Annotated in this window: 22 protein-coding genes; 4 read left to right on the top strand and 18 right to left on the bottom strand. The window is 38.2% G+C overall.

Annotation, left to right across the window (positions count from 1 at the left end; all coding sequences use genetic code 11):
- Window positions 1-99: 99 nt before the first annotated feature.
- The 3 genes from FZC88_RS04930 to FZC88_RS04920 all read right to left on the bottom strand — a co-directional run bounded on the left by FZC88_RS04930 (window position 100) and on the right by FZC88_RS04920 (window position 1,328).
- Window positions 100-270, bottom strand: a complete 171-nt coding sequence (locus FZC88_RS04930; protein ID WP_148993868.1) for a tRNA U-34 5-methylaminomethyl-2-thiouridine biosynthesis protein — start codon at window positions 268-270, stop codon at window positions 100-102.
- 15 nt (window positions 271-285) lie between these two features.
- Window positions 286-489 (bottom strand): hypothetical protein, encoded by a 204-nt coding sequence (locus FZC88_RS04925; RefSeq protein WP_148969024.1) that lies wholly within the window; start codon window positions 487-489, stop codon window positions 286-288.
- A 200-nt stretch (window positions 490-689) separates the two neighbouring features.
- Entirely contained in the window at window positions 690-1,328 is a 639-nt protein-coding gene (locus FZC88_RS04920; protein WP_148993867.1) for a hypothetical protein, read from the bottom strand.
- A 362-nt stretch (window positions 1,329-1,690) separates the two neighbouring features.
- Between FZC88_RS04920 and safA the strand changes: the two genes are divergently transcribed.
- Entirely contained in the window at window positions 1,691-2,320 is a 630-nt protein-coding gene (gene safA, locus FZC88_RS04915) for a SafA/ExsA family spore coat assembly protein (protein ID WP_148993866.1), read from the top strand.
- 88 nt (window positions 2,321-2,408) lie between these two features.
- On the opposite strand, the gene FZC88_RS04910 is transcribed toward safA, so the two are convergent.
- The 3 genes from FZC88_RS04910 to FZC88_RS04900 all read right to left on the bottom strand — a co-directional run bounded on the left by FZC88_RS04910 (window position 2,409) and on the right by FZC88_RS04900 (window position 3,959).
- Window positions 2,409-2,588: a hypothetical protein gene (locus tag FZC88_RS04910; RefSeq protein ID WP_148993865.1), complete on the bottom strand. Its 180-nt coding sequence runs from the start codon at window positions 2,586-2,588 to the stop codon at window positions 2,409-2,411.
- A 116-nt stretch (window positions 2,589-2,704) separates the two neighbouring features.
- Window positions 2,705-3,340 carry an FMN-dependent NADH-azoreductase gene (locus FZC88_RS04905; protein WP_148993864.1) on the bottom strand — a complete coding sequence of 212 codons (636 nt, stop codon included), beginning with the start codon at window positions 3,338-3,340 and terminating at the stop codon, window positions 2,705-2,707.
- Between the two features lie 196 nt (window positions 3,341-3,536).
- On the bottom strand, window positions 3,537-3,959 hold the full coding sequence (locus FZC88_RS04900; RefSeq protein ID WP_148993863.1) for a DUF1801 domain-containing protein: 423 nt from the start codon (window positions 3,957-3,959) through the stop codon (window positions 3,537-3,539).
- A gap of 234 nt (window positions 3,960-4,193) precedes the next feature.
- Between FZC88_RS04900 and FZC88_RS04895 the strand changes: the two genes are divergently transcribed.
- The 3 genes from FZC88_RS04895 to FZC88_RS04885 all read left to right on the top strand — a co-directional run bounded on the left by FZC88_RS04895 (window position 4,194) and on the right by FZC88_RS04885 (window position 5,727).
- Window positions 4,194-4,964, top strand: a complete 771-nt coding sequence (locus FZC88_RS04895) for a DUF3784 domain-containing protein (protein ID WP_148993862.1) — start codon at window positions 4,194-4,196, stop codon at window positions 4,962-4,964.
- A gap of 236 nt (window positions 4,965-5,200) precedes the next feature.
- Window positions 5,201-5,338 carry an FbpB family small basic protein gene (locus tag FZC88_RS04890; RefSeq protein ID WP_148969031.1) on the top strand — a complete coding sequence of 46 codons (138 nt, stop codon included), beginning with the start codon at window positions 5,201-5,203 and terminating at the stop codon, window positions 5,336-5,338.
- Entirely contained in the window at window positions 5,338-5,727 is a 390-nt protein-coding gene (locus FZC88_RS04885; protein ID WP_148969032.1) for a sporulation protein, read from the top strand. The genes FZC88_RS04890 and FZC88_RS04885 overlap by 1 nt, the downstream gene beginning before the upstream one ends.
- A gap of 39 nt (window positions 5,728-5,766) precedes the next feature.
- On the opposite strand, the gene FZC88_RS24340 is transcribed toward FZC88_RS04885, so the two are convergent.
- From FZC88_RS24340 to FZC88_RS04830, 12 genes are all read right to left on the bottom strand, one after another.
- Window positions 5,767-5,898, bottom strand: coding sequence for a hypothetical protein (locus FZC88_RS24340; RefSeq protein WP_262371695.1), 132 nt, complete (start codon window positions 5,896-5,898; stop codon window positions 5,767-5,769).
- A gap of 17 nt (window positions 5,899-5,915) precedes the next feature.
- Window positions 5,916-6,338: a GNAT family N-acetyltransferase gene (locus tag FZC88_RS04880; RefSeq protein WP_148969033.1), complete on the bottom strand. Its 423-nt coding sequence runs from the start codon at window positions 6,336-6,338 to the stop codon at window positions 5,916-5,918.
- A 199-nt stretch (window positions 6,339-6,537) separates the two neighbouring features.
- On the bottom strand, window positions 6,538-7,002 hold the full coding sequence (locus FZC88_RS04875) for a GNAT family N-acetyltransferase (RefSeq protein ID WP_148993861.1): 465 nt from the start codon (window positions 7,000-7,002) through the stop codon (window positions 6,538-6,540).
- A 25-nt stretch (window positions 7,003-7,027) separates the two neighbouring features.
- A complete protein-coding gene (locus tag FZC88_RS04870; protein WP_148993860.1) occupies window positions 7,028-7,858 on the bottom strand; it encodes an alpha/beta fold hydrolase in 831 nt (276 codons plus the stop codon).
- A gap of 61 nt (window positions 7,859-7,919) precedes the next feature.
- Window positions 7,920-8,120 (bottom strand): hypothetical protein, encoded by a 201-nt coding sequence (locus FZC88_RS04865; RefSeq protein WP_148993859.1) that lies wholly within the window; start codon window positions 8,118-8,120, stop codon window positions 7,920-7,922.
- Window positions 8,121-8,172: 52 nt separating this feature from the next.
- The gene (locus FZC88_RS24710) at window positions 8,173-8,520 is read right to left on the bottom strand and encodes a PH domain-containing protein (protein WP_397541173.1); all 348 of its coding nucleotides are present in this window, start codon (window positions 8,518-8,520) and stop codon (window positions 8,173-8,175) included.
- Between the two features lie 379 nt (window positions 8,521-8,899).
- Complete coding sequence (locus FZC88_RS04855; protein ID WP_148993857.1) at window positions 8,900-10,168, bottom strand: MFS transporter; 1,269 nt, start codon at window positions 10,166-10,168, stop codon at window positions 8,900-8,902.
- A 100-nt stretch (window positions 10,169-10,268) separates the two neighbouring features.
- Window positions 10,269-10,892: a winged helix-turn-helix domain-containing protein gene (locus FZC88_RS04850; RefSeq protein WP_148993856.1), complete on the bottom strand. Its 624-nt coding sequence runs from the start codon at window positions 10,890-10,892 to the stop codon at window positions 10,269-10,271.
- A gap of 315 nt (window positions 10,893-11,207) precedes the next feature.
- Window positions 11,208-12,077, bottom strand: coding sequence for a cation diffusion facilitator family transporter (locus tag FZC88_RS04845; RefSeq protein ID WP_148969040.1), 870 nt, complete (start codon window positions 12,075-12,077; stop codon window positions 11,208-11,210).
- 206 nt (window positions 12,078-12,283) lie between these two features.
- Window positions 12,284-12,802: a hypothetical protein gene (locus tag FZC88_RS04840; RefSeq protein ID WP_148993855.1), complete on the bottom strand. Its 519-nt coding sequence runs from the start codon at window positions 12,800-12,802 to the stop codon at window positions 12,284-12,286.
- A gap of 511 nt (window positions 12,803-13,313) precedes the next feature.
- A complete protein-coding gene (locus FZC88_RS04835; RefSeq protein ID WP_148993854.1) occupies window positions 13,314-14,996 on the bottom strand; it encodes an acyl-CoA dehydrogenase family protein in 1,683 nt (560 codons plus the stop codon).
- A 70-nt stretch (window positions 14,997-15,066) separates the two neighbouring features.
- Entirely contained in the window at window positions 15,067-15,453 is a 387-nt protein-coding gene (locus tag FZC88_RS04830; RefSeq protein WP_148993853.1) for a MerR family transcriptional regulator, read from the bottom strand.
- Window positions 15,454-15,490: the final 37 nt, after the last annotated feature.

Here is a 15,490-nt window from a genome sequence, read left to right as displayed (position 1 = left end):
ACTAAGAGACACCTTAATATTTATCCGGCCGTTCTGGAGGATACTCATATCCATAAATAATCAATTCCGTTCCATCCCCTGAAGAAATATTCACTTCTCTTAAAGGGATTCTGTAAAGTCTTCTTTTTCCTTACTTCTCCCGATGTTGTACCCAATAACAATACCGATAATAAGAATGAATAAATAATCCGTTTCAAATCCATTGGTGAAAAAGCCGGTGATCCCCCATCCTAAAAGTGCACCTACAATAACGAAAAAAAGCGATTTCATTATGCGCCTTCCTTTCTAATAGAATCCAATCATTGTGAGGAGCCCCACTCCAATTACGGTTGTCAAACCACCTGTTACGATTGCAATGAACAATATTCGTTTTTGTTTGGTTTCATACCAGATACTACATGCAACAATGAGGGTGAGGATTATTCCAAAGAACACTGCAGCGTATGGGTTGGAAGGTGCTAATAAGTCATTCCAATTTAACCAGCTCATTTTGTCATCTCCTTAAATACTAATTTCATAACCTTCACTACCAGCTGTCTTCGATTAGAGCAAATAGCTAAATTCCGGCGAATAACTCCCATGATTTTTGTGGCTCCTTTTTATCATGGAAGTTCATAGAGATCCGATTGTTCGTGCATTATAAGGTGAAACAGAAACAGGCGGTGTGTCATTTCCGTTTATGTGTACTGTTATACATTTTTAGAAACTGGGTTGTGGGATCTTTCTTTTATGTTCTGCACTCCTTGCTTTTCTAAAAGTGATAGGATTCTTTCCAAATGTTTCTGATTTCTGACCACTACAAACTGTGGGTGAATCCATTTGTTTTTCACCTTCACCTCTAATTTGTAGGCTTGATTGATTTTGTCATCCAGGCCATACAGCTCGTGCCACTTAATAATCTTTTCTACTTCATATCCTTTAACCCTGCTCCATGGAACATAATAGCCATTCAGTATTAGGCCTTCAGTTAACAAATAAAAATTTCCACGGTGTTTAATGGAACTGATCAGAATGAAAAAGAGATAGACAACGCTAAAAATAGATTGATGAAGCATATCGGTGAAGTATACAACCGCTAATAATGCAGTTAACAGGCTAATGACGCCTACCGTCCCCCATTTCACCCACTGATAAGATTTTGTTTCCTTTGTTAAAGGCTGCATCACCTTGAATTCATTTGGAATCAAAATGCTATACATATCTTCTTCATTGGTTGGATACAGGGCATTGACTGCTTTTTCAGCGGAATATTTAAGGTTTAATCGAAACCGTATGAGATATACGATCCCGATGATGAAGATAATCATGAAGAATAAGTTGATCCACATAATGAAGTCCCCTTTGAAATGAAAGTTGGAAGAGTAAGGATGCGTAATTTAATTTCTTCCTTTCCTGTTTTACGATCATATAAAGAATATAGTTTCATTTTTTCAATAATCTTGAGTTCGCTCTTTTAGGAATAGACATTGCTTCAAAGAATCTATTAATCAGACCACTAATAGTTACTATTTTCCATTATACCCAAAAACGACCATGATTTGGAATTTAATTAACTCTGATTATATAGTCACCATCTTACAGAATGAAAATATCCTAGTAATATTTACTATATGTTGATTTTATGGGATTACCGGGATGGTGGTAACAACTACCTGTTTCAAAATTAACAGAATTATATTTCAATAGAACTATGAAAACTTTAAAACTTTTATCTATCTTATTGTTGTCTGTCACTTTTGTCATTGGTTTTGGTCAAGCTTCTAATGTTTCCGCAGCAGGTACGTATACTGTGAGTTATGGAGACACAATGTGGAAGATTGCCGTAAAGCATCAGGTGGGTGTATCTGAGTTGATATCGGCGAACCCGAATGTCAGCAACCCGAATATGATTTATCCTGGACAAACCCTTAACATACCAGGAGCAAATCAGACTGCTGAAAGTTATACATACGAAGTGGTGAAGCTGGTAAACCAGGAACGATCAAAAGTTGGTTTACCTCCACTGAAGGAAAATTGGGAATTATCACGTGTGGCACGTTATAAGTCGGAAGACATGATTGCGAAGAACTATTTCAGCCACACATCCCCAACATACGGCTCTCCTTTCCAAATGATGAAGGATTTCGGAATTTCCTATCAAGCAGCAGGTGAAAACATTGCCGCAGGGCAAAGGACACCTGCTGAAGTAGTTGAAGCATGGATGAACAGCGAAGGACACAGAAAAAATATCCTATCCCCAACATATACAGAAATCGGAATAGGCTATGTGAAGGGTGGATCGTACGGTCATTATTGGACGCAAATGTTTATAAAGAGATAAAGCAAGGAGACCCTCGATAGTTATGGAGGGTCTCTCTTTTTTTTACACCTTTGGTGCAGAGTATTACGTGTAGTACTCTCAGGTAAGATTAATAGATTTCCTGAAGAACTTCTAAAATAACCGTGAAACGTTTGTCCCCTGATGGAATGACATTTTGAATGTAAACATTTTGAGATCCCGTTTCAGCTCTTTTTGTATCAATAAGATGTTGTAAGGTTTTTGATAATGAATCAGAAACCTCAATATCGATAAAAAATTGTTCTTTCATACTTCTTCCTCCTCTATTCTTCCTTCTGTATGTTCTCATACGAATTTATAGAGAAAATAGTTTCATTTTTACGGAAAATAAAAAAAGAGCCAACCGAAGTTGACTCTTTCTTTCTATTAGAAAGTTTGTGCTGAATCCTTAGCTCTTGCAATCGCATTTGCTTTGATTTCTTCAGCTTTGTCAGGCATAGCTGCATGACCTTCTACGAATAAGCCTTCGAAAGAAGGAACTCCGTAGAATTGCATCATGACGTCAAGATAGCGATGACCCATTTCCATTGCTGCAGCCGGGCCTTCAGAGTAAATACCTCCGCGAGCTTGAATATGAAGAGCTTTTTTGTCAGTTAAAAGCCCAACAGGTCCCTGTTCTGTATATTTAAATGCCTTCCCTGCAACGGATACAGAATCAATATATGCCTTCATTACTGGAGGGAAGGAGAAGTTCCAGAATGGAGTAACAAAGATATATTTATCAGCTTGAACAAATTGATCTGATAATTCACCAAGTCGGCCAACTTTTGCTTGTTCTTCTTGTGAAAGCTCTTCAAATCCTTGCCCGGATTGTAATTTTCCCCAGCCACTGAATACGTCAGCGTCAATTTGGGGAATGTTTTCTTTGTATAAGTCTACATTCACAACTTCGTGAGTTGGATTTGCCACTTTATATGTGTCAATAAATGCTTTTCCTACTGCCATGCTATAGGAGTGTGTATCGTCATGCGGATGTGCTGTAATGTATAAAACCTTTGTCATGTTGAATCGTCCCTTTCTAATTGTGAATTTCATCATCCAGTTCATTGAAACTAACTTGATTACCTCGAAATGAAATAGTTTTAATTCGAGATTAATATTATAAGATATTTTCTTTAATATCAAATATAAAGCTTCAACGTAAAAAAAATAAGGAATTAGTCATGGAAATTAGACTAATTCCTCCTTATTATCCTAATTAAGGATTGGGGTATGTTTTTTGAAGAAAGCTCACAGATTGATTTATCAATTGTTTCAAAACGTCTTGGTCGACATCTGCTACTTTGTTAATGTACACACATGCTTTTCCTGTTGTGTGCTTACCGAATACCTTCAATACCTTTTCTCTCTCTGGATCCCCTGGTGCGAAATATAGACTTATTTTCGCTTTCCTCGGTGAAAATCCGACTAACGGAGCATCCCCTTCGTGCCCTGTTTTATATTTGTAATGATAAGAACCGAACCCAATAATGCTTGGTCCCCACATTTTGGCTTCAAACCCCGTCGTCTCTGTGAAAAGATCCAGCAATTTATATGCATCCTCGCGTTTTTTTTCGTTCTGTACTGCTTCGATAAATTCAATCACACTGCTGTCATTTTGTCTTGTTTTCAATTCATACATTCGACTGCCCCTTTCTGGTTCTCACATTTTATTCTACCCACATAGTTCTCTATTTTCCAGCTCGATTCCTGTATTCAGCGTTAAGTTAAGAAATTAATATGCCCGGGATTGGCTAATCGAAAATGAGTTTATTGGGTATTACATGATTTATCGCCCGTAAAACACCAAATAATTGAAACCAAATCAATATAAAATCGTAAATATACTATCCATAAACTGAGTGGAGGAACGTGCATGGGAATCCTGATTGGGATTCAACTAATTGTTATAATTCTTTTTTCATTATTAGGTTGGGCGATCCGATCCCAAAAAAATTATTGGCTGATTTCGGGCTTTGTGACGCGGAGTATGACAGAACAAGAAGAGTTGATTAAAAATGGCTACCCCAAAAAGACCGGATCTTTATTGATTTATACTGCGGTCGGAATGCTTATCCTTCTTCCCCTTGCTTTCACCTCTTTTCCATTTGTAATAGAAGTTCAATTTTGTTATATGCTTGTCTTTTTAATGGGGGGGTTTGTATATCTATCCAAATTTGAGGTTTCAGGCAAAAGGAAGAGAAGTTTCTGGATTAGTTCTACTTTGTTTGTGGTTGTTTTAGGATTTGTGAGTGTCCTCACTTATCTCGGGGATGAAAAATATGATTTGATCGTTAAGGATGAGGAATTTGAGGTCACTGGTTTGTATGGAGAAGTGTGGCAGCTTGAGGAGATTGAAACGGTTGAGTTAATGGAAGATATGCCAGAAGTCACCTGGAAAATCAACGGATTCGGTCTTTCCACCATGTCTAAAGGACAATTCAAAGTGAAAGGTTATGGGAAAAGCTTGTTGTTTATACACAAGGAAGCTCCTTATATTTATATAAGGGTGAATGATCAACACATCTTTTTGAATGGTGAAAACCCTGGAGAAACCAAGAAGTGGTATGACGATTTGAGTAAAAACATCGACGAGGTAACAGGACATAAAATCTCGTCACTTCACCCCGAAACCCAAATTCATTGACAACCCTCCCCCCATCGTTTATGATAGTCTCATAATTTAATATTCTCCTAAAGGGGAGTAGCTGTAACAATAAAGTCGTCATTACAGAGTGTATCACTCTCGGCTTTATTGACAACCATGTTGTTAGCGAGACCTTTACCAGTTGGTGAAGGTTTATATATGTCTAAAAAGACCTTTACCGATTCCGGTAAAGGTCTTTTTCTATATCACTTCATTTTGAAAGGAAGTTATCGGTAATGAAAAAATTAAAAACGAACCTCTCTCAACTAATAGAACAAAACAAAAATGAAATATTAAACGATAAAAATGAGATGAACAAAATTGAAGAAAAAATAGATAATAAATATTCTTCAACAAAAAAGGAGAATGGCTAATGATTTTACGTAAATATATGTCTCTCTTTGGTATAGGCTCTGCGAAGATTGATCTTGTTTTACCTAAAAATACGTTCAAGCAAGGAGAACTTTTACAAGGTTACTTCTTTTTAGAAGGAGGCATTATCGAACAAAAGCTGAGGCGGGTGGAATGTGACCTGGTGATGCTTGATAATAATGGCAAGGAAGAAAAAATCATTGATTCAACTACCGTTTTAAAATCTGATAGCATTAAGGCTGAAGAACGAAACAAATTATCCTTCACCTACCGGATTCCTAAATCTCTGCCATACTCCGAAGAAAACGGGGTTCGCTACCTCTTTAAAACGAAGCTGACGTTCGATCAAGGAGTAGAAAGCCTGGATGAGGATTACATTACAATCGATTGAAGCAAGGCTCCATAGTAAGGAGCCTTCTTCCATATGTAATTATTTATTCTTGATTTCTTCGAGAAGCTTGATAATTCTCTCATTTTGCTCAATCATGGTTTGATTTTGCTTTCTGAATTTGGTGAAATCAAATGAAAAGATTAATAGAAAAATGGCTAAAATGATAACCAATCCATGACCTCCCTTTCCTATCTTCTTTGTTTATAGTAAACGATCTCCGGGTCCCCCGGGTCCAGGTTTTCAATCTTTCCACTTTCAGAATAGCCGTTTCCTTGAAAAGTTTTATGCATTAGCTCGTTTGATCGATTAGTGGACGAGAATATTTTATTTGACGGCGAAATTTCTTCAACATGTTTCAATAGTAAAGAGGCATTGCCCTTCCTTCTTTCCTCTGGTGAAACAATGATGAGAGAGATGAAAGTGTTTCCGAAAAAGTGGTTGTTAAATATAAGAAACCCGGCAGTAGTTTCTCCTTCTCTAACGACTAAACACCTTTTTTCTACTATTGCCTCCTGGATTTGTTCATACCTGCTTTCGTTTCCAATCACTTGACAATCTATTTGTATAAGTGATTCCAAATCGTCTATTTGTGCATATCCTACGATTCTCATAGGGCTCCTACTTTCTTTTCTTAAAAAATATGGAATGGAATACGATGATCAGGATTAGTACAACCATTCCAAGAATTAGTATTCCTGTATTTCCTATTGAAAAATAACTGTCATTATAACTGTATTTTTCACTTGAGGCAGTCAAGTTGTATCTTCTCCTTATCATAGAAAAAGACACCGGGGTGTCCTTTGTTCGAACTTAAAGAGTCTTTGACATCAAGACATTGGTCACTTCGAACCCTGTATTCTGGTACAAGGAAAGAGCCACTTTGTTATGACCAAAAACATGCAGCGATATTTTTGATATTTCTTTTTCCCTCGCATATGAGTCCAAGGACTTTAAGGCTTCTTTTCCATACCCCCTCCCTCTTTTGCTTTCATGAATCTTAATATCATAAATGAATGCTTCTTTACCGTCCTCTTGTACATTAATCCATAAAGTCCCTACTTCTTCCTGGTTTTCACCATCAATTAAAGTAAATAAATAATGCTCCTTTGACTTCAGTCCATCCGGCAGTAATTGATTAAATTCTTTTTCGGCTTGCTCTAATGAAGTTTCCTTTTGGAAGTTACCGGCTTTCGTCTTTTCCTCTGCGTACTCTTTAATAGATTCTTGAATCCAAAGAGTATATTCATGGTCTTTCATTGCTTGTAATAGAATCATAGAATGAGTGCTTCCTCGTTTTTTTCTATATCCAGCGGTTCCTGATTTCCCTCACTACAATCTCAGGACGGTCCCAATGCAGTAGATGAGTGGTTTCGGGAATCGACTTTACTTCCCCCCTGGTTTGTTCCTTGAAAAGAGCGGCAGTCTTATTACGGCTTTCCTCCATGCTATGGGGAAGGGTTGCTTTTAATAATAGAATCGAACAGTCCAGCTTGTGATAAATATCCTCTGCTTCATCCTTGTGCATGGCCCTTATGATGTGACTGGCAGTACTACCACGTGCATGCCAATAATATCGGTTATCTTTATAGAGACAAAGATCCTTCGCAGCTTCCATCTTTATGGGGTTCCAGTTTAATGTTTCACTTTTGACGAGGGCCAGGAAGTCTTCCCATGATTCCCAAACCTGTTCAAAGTCTTTGTTATAAAAATCAACCTCCTCTTCTAAGCTTTGGTTCGAATGACGTTTCCCCTGGTAGCCTCCATCAATTAATATGCTATCGCGTACCCTTTTGGGGTATTTTGCAGCGTAGTAAAGAGCGACAAAACTCCCCCATGAATGAGATAAGAAGTAAAAAGAATCTAATTCAAGAAGAACAGTTACTTCATTTATCCAATCAGCCATCTTATCCATCTCATAGTCTTTTTCATTTTCAAAAGGAGGGGTATTACCATGGCCAGGTGCATCAATTGAAATGATCCTGTAATGCTCTTTTAATTCCTCAGCGACTTCTATAAAACTGAGACTGGTACTACCAAGTCCATGCAGGCAAAATATTACGGAATCTGAAGAGGCCCCCCATTCTGTAATATGAATGTCCAAATTTCGGTGCTGAATAAAATAGCGCTTCAACGGTGTTCATCTCCTATGTATTACATATGTCGTCACGAGCAAAAAAACAGAAGGAAGCAAGTTATTCGCCTCCTCCACCACCTCCACAATCCCCACCGCCAAATCCGGTGTCACAGCTGCTTGCTGAATCATGGCCACCATCATAAGGACCATAATAGCCCCCATCCCCACTTCTTTCGACTCTTTTTGATGAATGGGAAAGATTTAAAGCAATCATTGTGAAGACGATTGGGATTAGTATAATGAATAATATTCCTGTCATGTTCATCACCTCTTGATATAGTATACGGTTATGAATCAAACAAGGTTTCAGATTATTTAGAATTGATTTGGGGTGAACTTTGAATGTACAAATGGGAACAGCGTTTATCCAGCTCAGATAGAAAAAGCTCCTTGTCCCGAGGTGAAATCTTAACACTCTCCCAAAACCCGGTTCGGTAATAGATTTCAAGGGCATCCCTGGAAGATAGGATTCTGTATCCAGAGGAAATATCCCGGGTAGCTCTCACTCTGGTAAGATCACCATAGAAAATTCGGCTCCTGAACGGACCTCCTTTAATATATAGGTAATCTTCGCATAACTCATATTGCTGAAAGAATCCTGTCCATATAATGAAGCCTGCTGAAAAAGCATATAAGCTTACAACGATAATGATATCCATTATGGATGGGCGACCTATAAAAATAAGTGGAATTAAATATGCAATAGTGATAAGAAGCAATGATATGAAAATCACAGAAATAAAAAATCGATCAATTTTAGAACGAAATTTCATTAAATGTTCATCCCCTTATTTGCTGTTATTTGACTTTCAGCGTGATGACCTGCTAGTTTGGAATGTCCAAATAAGTTCATCCAGGAAACCCAAATATTATACGAATATGCCAGAATACATTCTAAATGCCATGGGATTTAATATTGAATGTACTATTCTTCTAGTTTACCATTATCATCCATTACTTTCACGTCATAGTAATGGGTTTTATCATAAAGCAACATCCTTCCTTATGGGAATTCTTTGAGAAGGGATGTTGCTTTTATTAAGATGGAACCGTTACGCTCTCATCTGCAAAGCCTACTTCCTCTGGATTAAGCTTTGAGGTGTGTGGAAGGGAACGTAAGGTTTTGTTTAAAATCCACACGAGGGAAATAAATAAGATTCCACCAGCACTCCCGATATATACAGACGTACTGCTGAATATACCTGCAAGATAGCCGCCAATAAGGGATCCGAACGGCATGGCCATTGCCCCTAGAGATGATGTGACAGAAAAAATTCTTCCGAGCAGATGCTGTGGAACGATTGATTGAAGAGCAGCACCGATGATGACATTGGTGGCACCGATCGGGATCCATGACATGCCGAATAATAAAATGCTTAAGCTATTCATAGGAATAAAACCTGAGATCATCCAAGTAGTTCCACCCAAGAAGAACAATACAATCGTAAGCTTACCCAACGGATAGCGCTCTAACCAGGATGCACCAAGGGCTCCGATCAATGCACCTCCGGAAATGGCTGCCAAATAAAGACCATATAATTCTGAGCCACCTCTGTCATCAGCAAATGCCGGCAAAATGGCATAGATGGACCCGATGGCAAAGTTTGCAACGATTGATCCCAATAAAAATTTCGCCAGATGGGATTTGAATACGATTGTAAAACCTTCAATTAGATCTTTCTTGTATTCTGCTAAGGCTACGCCTACAGTTTGTTTTTCTATTGATTTCTTTTCGGATTCCATTTTGAGAAGACTGAACAAAATGGCTGCTGCAATAAACGTGACAACGTCGACCATATAGAGGGTGATGGCGCCAACTAAGGTGATGAGGATTCCTGCAAGGGCATTGAAGGCAAGATCCACCCCTTGAAAGGCAAAGGAGAATAGTGAATTACTTTTGACAAGTTGATCTTTTCTGACGATTCTTGGAAGGATGGCTGCCTGCCCAGGGTAGGTGAATTGGTTAAGAGCAGAAATGATCGGCATGATGATGAGTATGAACGAGACTGTTAAATACCCCATAAAATGTGCCAATGGAATTAACATAACCAGGATTGCTTGAATGATTTGGGTTCTGACCAGCATTTTCTGAATCTGCCATTTATCAACAAGGGGACCTACTAAAAACTGTAATGTTCCGGGTATTAAGGTAAGAAATCCGGCTAACCCTGTATAAAAGGCACTTCCACCCAGCTCATAAACGAGCCACATGGCAGCCACATAATAGATACTATCCCCCATATTCGTCACCAATCTCCCAAAGAATAATGAGGCAAAATTACGGTTTTTCATTAATAATTCTTTCATACGAACTCTCTCCTTCATACTGTAAATTTTATTAACCGTTTTGACGAAAAAATATTCTTAATCAGTAAAATTAATTTTACAGTCAGTCTAAAAAAAACCATTAACGGTCTTTTTCTTCTTTAAGTACTCTATTTTCATACTCAGATTCATCAACTTGGAAACCATAAGATGTAAGATAGTAATAGTTGGCTTCTGGATTCGATTTATTATCTTTTGTTATGTCTTGATATTCTTTTATTAGCTTGAAATATTTATCAATAAACGACTTAAATTGTTTATCTGTTACTTTTAATTCTAAGGAAGTAGCAAGAATATTCCATTCAGTCGGATCTTCGGGACCTGCTTGATCAAAGGCTTCTGGTGGTGCTGATAATACTCTTGCCATTGTCCTGTCAAGCATTCCATACATCATATGCCTCTTCGTCTCGGTAATTTCTTCTTTATGCGGAAGCATGCTTGAATCCGGATAAAAACCGCTGGCAACAGATTGATAAAATTTCTGGACGATGCCATTCTTTTCTTCAGTTTTAACAATTTCGATCAAACCGAGTTTCTCTAATTCTTTTAAATGATAATGAATGCGAGCTCTTGAGAGATCGAATATTTCAGATAACTGTTGACCGGTATAGGGTTTTTCAACTAATCGAATCATAAGTTTGACTCGAAACGGATCGCTGAGTGCTTTGAGTTGATCATATTCTTTAATGATGAACATGGGTTTCATTTTGTATCACCTGTTATTTGGATTCACACGGTAAAATTATTTTTACCGTGTGAATGAATTTTAACATCACGTGGTTATTTTATGCAATAGGTATTTTACCTAATTTTCAAATTAATTGAATTTTATCTGATTAGACTTCACTGAATGTTTGTCATAGGCTGAATTCATCGGATTGAATCTAATCTACGCTTTTATTTAATATGAATTGACATCCATCAAAAAGGACCCGGCATGGGTCCTTTTTGATGCTTCCTAATTTCTTCAGCAGTTCATAATTGCAAGCTATTATAAAGTATATGTGAAACCTCCTACATATTAATTCGGCTCCACATGCACATGCACATCGTACACCTCATGCTTCTTCATCAATTCTTTCTCTACAACGCTTGAAATATCATGTGCCTGTTTAATATCAAGTGTTGACCTTACTAAAATAACTACATCCACGACAGTGTTGTTCCCATAGTTTCTCCCACGTATATCCTTAACCCCTTTTACACCAGGGATGGTTTGAATGGTTTCTTCATATGTTTGAATCAACTGTTCATCAAATCCGTCTGTTAAATAGTGTGAAGCTTCCCGGAAAATATTCCATGCGGTTTTACAAATTAAGAGACCTACAAAAACGGCCGTCAGAGGGTCTAACCAAGGAAGATAGAATTGAGCTCCAACAATTCCGACTACTGTTCCTATACTCACCCATGCGTCTGAAAGATTATCCTTGGCAGCCGCCATAAGGGATTGACTGTTTATTTTTTCAGCCAGTCTTTTGTTATAGCGATATACCAGATACATGACTATAGCTGCACCCACCCCTGTCCATGCTGAAAGAAGATCTGGTGATTGGGTTTTTCCGTCAAATACAGACTGTATGGCATTATATAGTACTTGAAGCCCTACAATCATCATGATGAATGAGGCAATTAGAGAGGCAACGCTTTCTGCTTTCCAATGACCATAGGGATGATCCAGATCTGCAGGCTTTCTGGAATATTTCAGACCAATAAGTACAGCAACAGAAGCCACAATGTCTGTTGCGTTGTTCAAGCCGTCTGCCTGCAATGCTTCTGAATTGGCCGTGTTGCCAATGATAAACTTTATTATTGATAATGCGATGTATGCAAGGATACTGATGATAGCTCCGCGTTCACCTAATTTTAACTGTTTATATTTTTCTTGATCCACTGGTTAAATCCTCCACACTTTAATTGTGTTTATCATATCAATCCGCATTCATGTGGGTCTATAGCAACCTTCTTTAGTTGAGCTATCTTATTATGAAGAGGTTAAAAATGTTTTGTTGAGTAAACTTTTATGAAGGCATAAAAAATAGGACAGCGAGTGCTGTCCTATTGATCTTGGAATTGTTGCTGCCTATGAATCTTTCGTTATTAATCTACAATATCCGCTGTAAAACTAGGTTTGGTCAAGCCTGCTTCTTCATAAACGGCGGCCATTTTTTCTTCAAACGCTGCGAATTGTTCATCTGATTCTGTGTATTCGGCGTTCGCCTCATCTGAAAGTTTGGCAGCTCGAGTTTCGTACGATTTTGCAAGGTCATCTAACGCTCCTTGGATTTCCTCTTTTTTAGAATCAAGTGCGGCAGGAACCTCAAGAGCATGAACATCTTCTGCCACGGTTTTTGCTGCAGCTTCTGCATCAGTTTTCAGTTTTGCGATTTCTTCATCAGATGGTTGGTCTTCTTCCTTTGCTTTAGCTGCTTCAAATGCATAGATAGCCGAATCATTCGCATTAACCGTGTTTATTATCTCCATTTGATAGTCTAATAGAGCGCTTTTCATTTCCATCTCATCTGACTTTGCTTCTTCCTCTGTTGCTTCAGTGTTCTTTTCAGTGTCTTTTTCTTCGGTACTGCCTTCACTGTTGCATGCAGCAATAAATAGACTCATAGATAACTAGATAAATGGTACCAATAATTTTTTCATCATCATTTCCTCCCCTTTTAATGAGTTCCTGCAATTACATATATTACCTTATTGAATTATACATGTAAACAAATGGATATTATTTTGTATTATTTGTAAATAACTCAATTCCTGTCGGAGTGGTTAGTTACCATAACAATATGGTCGATTTTACCCTTTCCGTGTTATTCAATCCATATCAGAAATCACCAATATATTTTAAATACTCATATTTAACAAGAAACCGCGATTTTATTGTTTTCCTAAAAAATTTATTAAAACATCCTCTAACCACAACCTGAATGTATTAAAATTAAAGTTTTGGTTACGATGATTATTAACTAAAGTCATATTTGGGGGTGCTTTTCTTGGTGAAAAAAGAGTGTTCATGTGAACGCTGTAAGTGTAAGACGAAAAAGGAATGTGATTGTCCTTGCTGTTGCGAAAAATAATATAAGCCCCTAAACTCCAGCCGAGCTTAGGGGCCAATTATTTTTTACACTCTTACAGCTACACCAACAATTTCATCGAAATATTGTACTGATTTCATTTCCTCATCAATCCATTCGGTTTGTTTCCATGTATGCTCGATAAATACTTCAGCAATCATCCGCTTCCTATCTCCGCCCATTGTATGGGCATCCTTAAGTGCGATGACACTTTCGAATATATTGGCCATTAACTCAGCGATTCGTTTTGAATGATATGTTTGGGTGTCGACGTCCCCTACTGCTACTTTTTCCAATAATTGTTCCAGTTTTTCTATACCATCTGTAACTGGGGTGCTAAACAACAGAAGCTCTTCTGGCAAATTGGATAACTCTTCTTTCATTTTCACCAAAAAGTACTCATGAGCGCGATGTTTATTCATTAACCTTAATACTTCAAGTCCCAAAATATTGGCTGTTCCTTCCCACACCGTCAATACTTGGGCATCCCTAAGTAAGCGAGGCAAAACAAAATCTTCGATGTAGCCATTTCCTCCGTGCATTTCAATGGCTTCGTGGGAGAAATGAATCGCTTGTTCAGCCGTTTCCTTTTTCAAAATCGCAATTAGTAACCTGTTTAGGGCTGAATCTTCTTCTGTCGTCGGGATATCATCTGATACGACGCGATCAAATAAATGAACGAGATAAAATACTGCACTCGTTTCTACCTCATGCTTTGCTGCAAGATGAGACAATGTTTCTTTGATCATCGGATATTGGGTCAATGTCTGACCGAATGCTTCACGGTAAAATGCATAATTTCTTGCTTCTATGTAGGCTCTTCTCATGATTCCAATCGAGGCAACGGCATTGCAGACACGGGAAAGATTCAATGCCTCCATCATATAATATATGCCGCGATTCGGTTCTCCTACAAGATAGGCTTCAGCTCCATCGAATTCCACTTCTGCTGATGGGACCGCACGGACACCGAGTTTATCTTTCAATCTTCTAATGTGAATGCCATTCAGTGAACCATCATCGTTCTTCCATGGAACCGCAAACAGACTGAGTCCTTTCGTTCCATCGCCAGAACCATCGATACGGGCAAGCACCATGGTCACGCCGCACATCCCAGAGTTGGATGCAAAATACTTTTCACCAAAAAGCTGATAAGTATCACCATTTCTCACCGCTTTTGTATCGTTGGCACCAACATCGGAACCACCTTGACGTTCTGTTAAGAATGTAGCCCCCTCGTATAATTCAACTTCGCCTGTTGAAAGGACATGAGACATGAATCTCTTTTTCACCTGATCGGATGCGTATTTTTCAAGAAGCAGGGCAGTAGCCATGGAAAGGGTGACAGGACAATAGAAACCAGGCTCTGTTTGTGATAGTAGATAGCCTTGTGCATAGGAATATACATAGTTTCCTTTATGGCCGAGTGCAGGAATCTCCTTATGGATATAACCTACTATTCCCTTGTTATAGGTTTGTTTCACCGTTTTTTTATATCCTTCATTCACCCAGATTTCAGAAATTTCTTCTCCCAATCGATTGTATTTGATCAGTCTTGGCTGACCTTCACGGTCGGTGTGTACGGCTCGATCATCAATTTCCCCTGCACACAACTCACCGAATGCGTCCAGCTCTTGGTCTGCCCAGCCGAAAAAATCTTTGTCCAGATATTGCTTCATGAGTTCCTTGAAATGAGGATCTTCACGATAGAAGTTTTCAATTTTTTTCATGATTTTACCTCCTGTATTTCGACACGCAATGCTTGTTTCATAACCTTCCCCGTCGCATTTCTTGAAAAATTCAATCTGATGTCTCCCTTGTCTCATTTAATTTTCTGGTAAACTCATCCCTTAGTTCTTCCATTTCTGTTCTCATTGTTTCGAGCTCTTCAATAAATGTTGTGACTTCCTCAATTCGTTTGGTTCCATATTCAATCGTGCGTTCTAATTGCTTCTTTCCGGTTCTGTCCTGATCAAATAATTGGATCATTTCTTTGATTTCATCCAAGGAGAAGCCGAATCGTTTTCCCCTGAATATCAATTTCAATTTGGTGATATCACTTTTCGAATAGATCCTCCTTCCTGACTCGCTCCTTACCGGTTGCAACAAATTTAGTTCCTCATAGTACCTTATCGTGCGTGTCGTTACGTTAAATTCTTTTGCCAGCTGAGTTATCGTATATGTCATTCTGATCATCTCTTTGCTAGAAAATTTGGATACTTCC

Source organism: Rossellomorea aquimaris (assembly GCF_008180865.1).
Lineage (GTDB): Bacteria > Bacillota > Bacilli > Bacillales > Bacillaceae_B > Rossellomorea > Rossellomorea yichunensis.
The sequence above is the reverse complement of the archived record's forward strand: the minus strand, read 5'-3'. Positions and strand labels throughout refer to the sequence as shown.

Bases quoted from the DNA above. Each gene is read 5' to 3' on its own strand.
- FZC88_RS04930 (WP_148993868.1), bottom strand. From the start codon at position 270: ATGAAATCGCTTTTTTTCGTTATTGTAGGTGCACTTTTAGGATGGGGG.
- FZC88_RS04925 (WP_148969024.1), bottom strand. From the start codon at position 489: ATGAGCTGGTTAAATTGGAATGACTTATTAGCACCTTCCAACCCATAC.
- FZC88_RS04920 (WP_148993867.1), bottom strand. From the start codon at position 1,328: ATGTGGATCAACTTATTCTTCATGATTATCTTCATCATCGGGATCGTA.
- safA (WP_148993866.1), top strand. From the start codon at position 1,691: ATGAAAACTTTAAAACTTTTATCTATCTTATTGTTGTCTGTCACTTTT.
- FZC88_RS04910 (WP_148993865.1), bottom strand. From the start codon at position 2,588: ATGAAAGAACAATTTTTTATCGATATTGAGGTTTCTGATTCATTATCA.
- FZC88_RS04905 (WP_148993864.1), bottom strand. From the start codon at position 3,340: ATGACAAAGGTTTTATACATTACAGCACATCCGCATGACGATACACAC.
- FZC88_RS04900 (WP_148993863.1), bottom strand. From the start codon at position 3,959: ATGTATGAATTGAAAACAAGACAAAATGACAGCAGTGTGATTGAATTT.
- FZC88_RS04895 (WP_148993862.1), top strand. From the start codon at position 4,194: ATGGGAATCCTGATTGGGATTCAACTAATTGTTATAATTCTTTTTTCA.
- FZC88_RS04890 (WP_148969031.1), top strand. From the start codon at position 5,201: ATGAAAAAATTAAAAACGAACCTCTCTCAACTAATAGAACAAAACAAA.
- FZC88_RS04885 (WP_148969032.1), top strand. From the start codon at position 5,338: ATGATTTTACGTAAATATATGTCTCTCTTTGGTATAGGCTCTGCGAAG.
- FZC88_RS04880 (WP_148969033.1), bottom strand. From the start codon at position 6,338: ATGAGAATCGTAGGATATGCACAAATAGACGATTTGGAATCACTTATA.
- FZC88_RS04875 (WP_148993861.1), bottom strand. From the start codon at position 7,002: ATGATTCTATTACAAGCAATGAAAGACCATGAATATACTCTTTGGATT.
- FZC88_RS04865 (WP_148993859.1), bottom strand. From the start codon at position 8,120: ATGACAGGAATATTATTCATTATACTAATCCCAATCGTCTTCACAATG.
- FZC88_RS24710 (WP_397541173.1), bottom strand. From the start codon at position 8,520: ATGGATATCATTATCGTTGTAAGCTTATATGCTTTTTCAGCAGGCTTC.
- FZC88_RS04855 (WP_148993857.1), bottom strand. From the start codon at position 10,168: ATGAAAGAATTATTAATGAAAAACCGTAATTTTGCCTCATTATTCTTT.
- FZC88_RS04850 (WP_148993856.1), bottom strand. From the start codon at position 10,892: ATGAAACCCATGTTCATCATTAAAGAATATGATCAACTCAAAGCACTC.
- FZC88_RS04840 (WP_148993855.1), bottom strand. From the start codon at position 12,802: ATGAGTCTATTTATTGCTGCATGCAACAGTGAAGGCAGTACCGAAGAA.
- FZC88_RS04835 (WP_148993854.1), bottom strand. From the start codon at position 14,996: ATGAAAAAAATTGAAAACTTCTATCGTGAAGATCCTCATTTCAAGGAA.
- FZC88_RS04830 (WP_148993853.1), bottom strand. From the start codon at position 15,453: ATGACATATACGATAACTCAGCTGGCAAAAGAATTTAACGTAACGACA.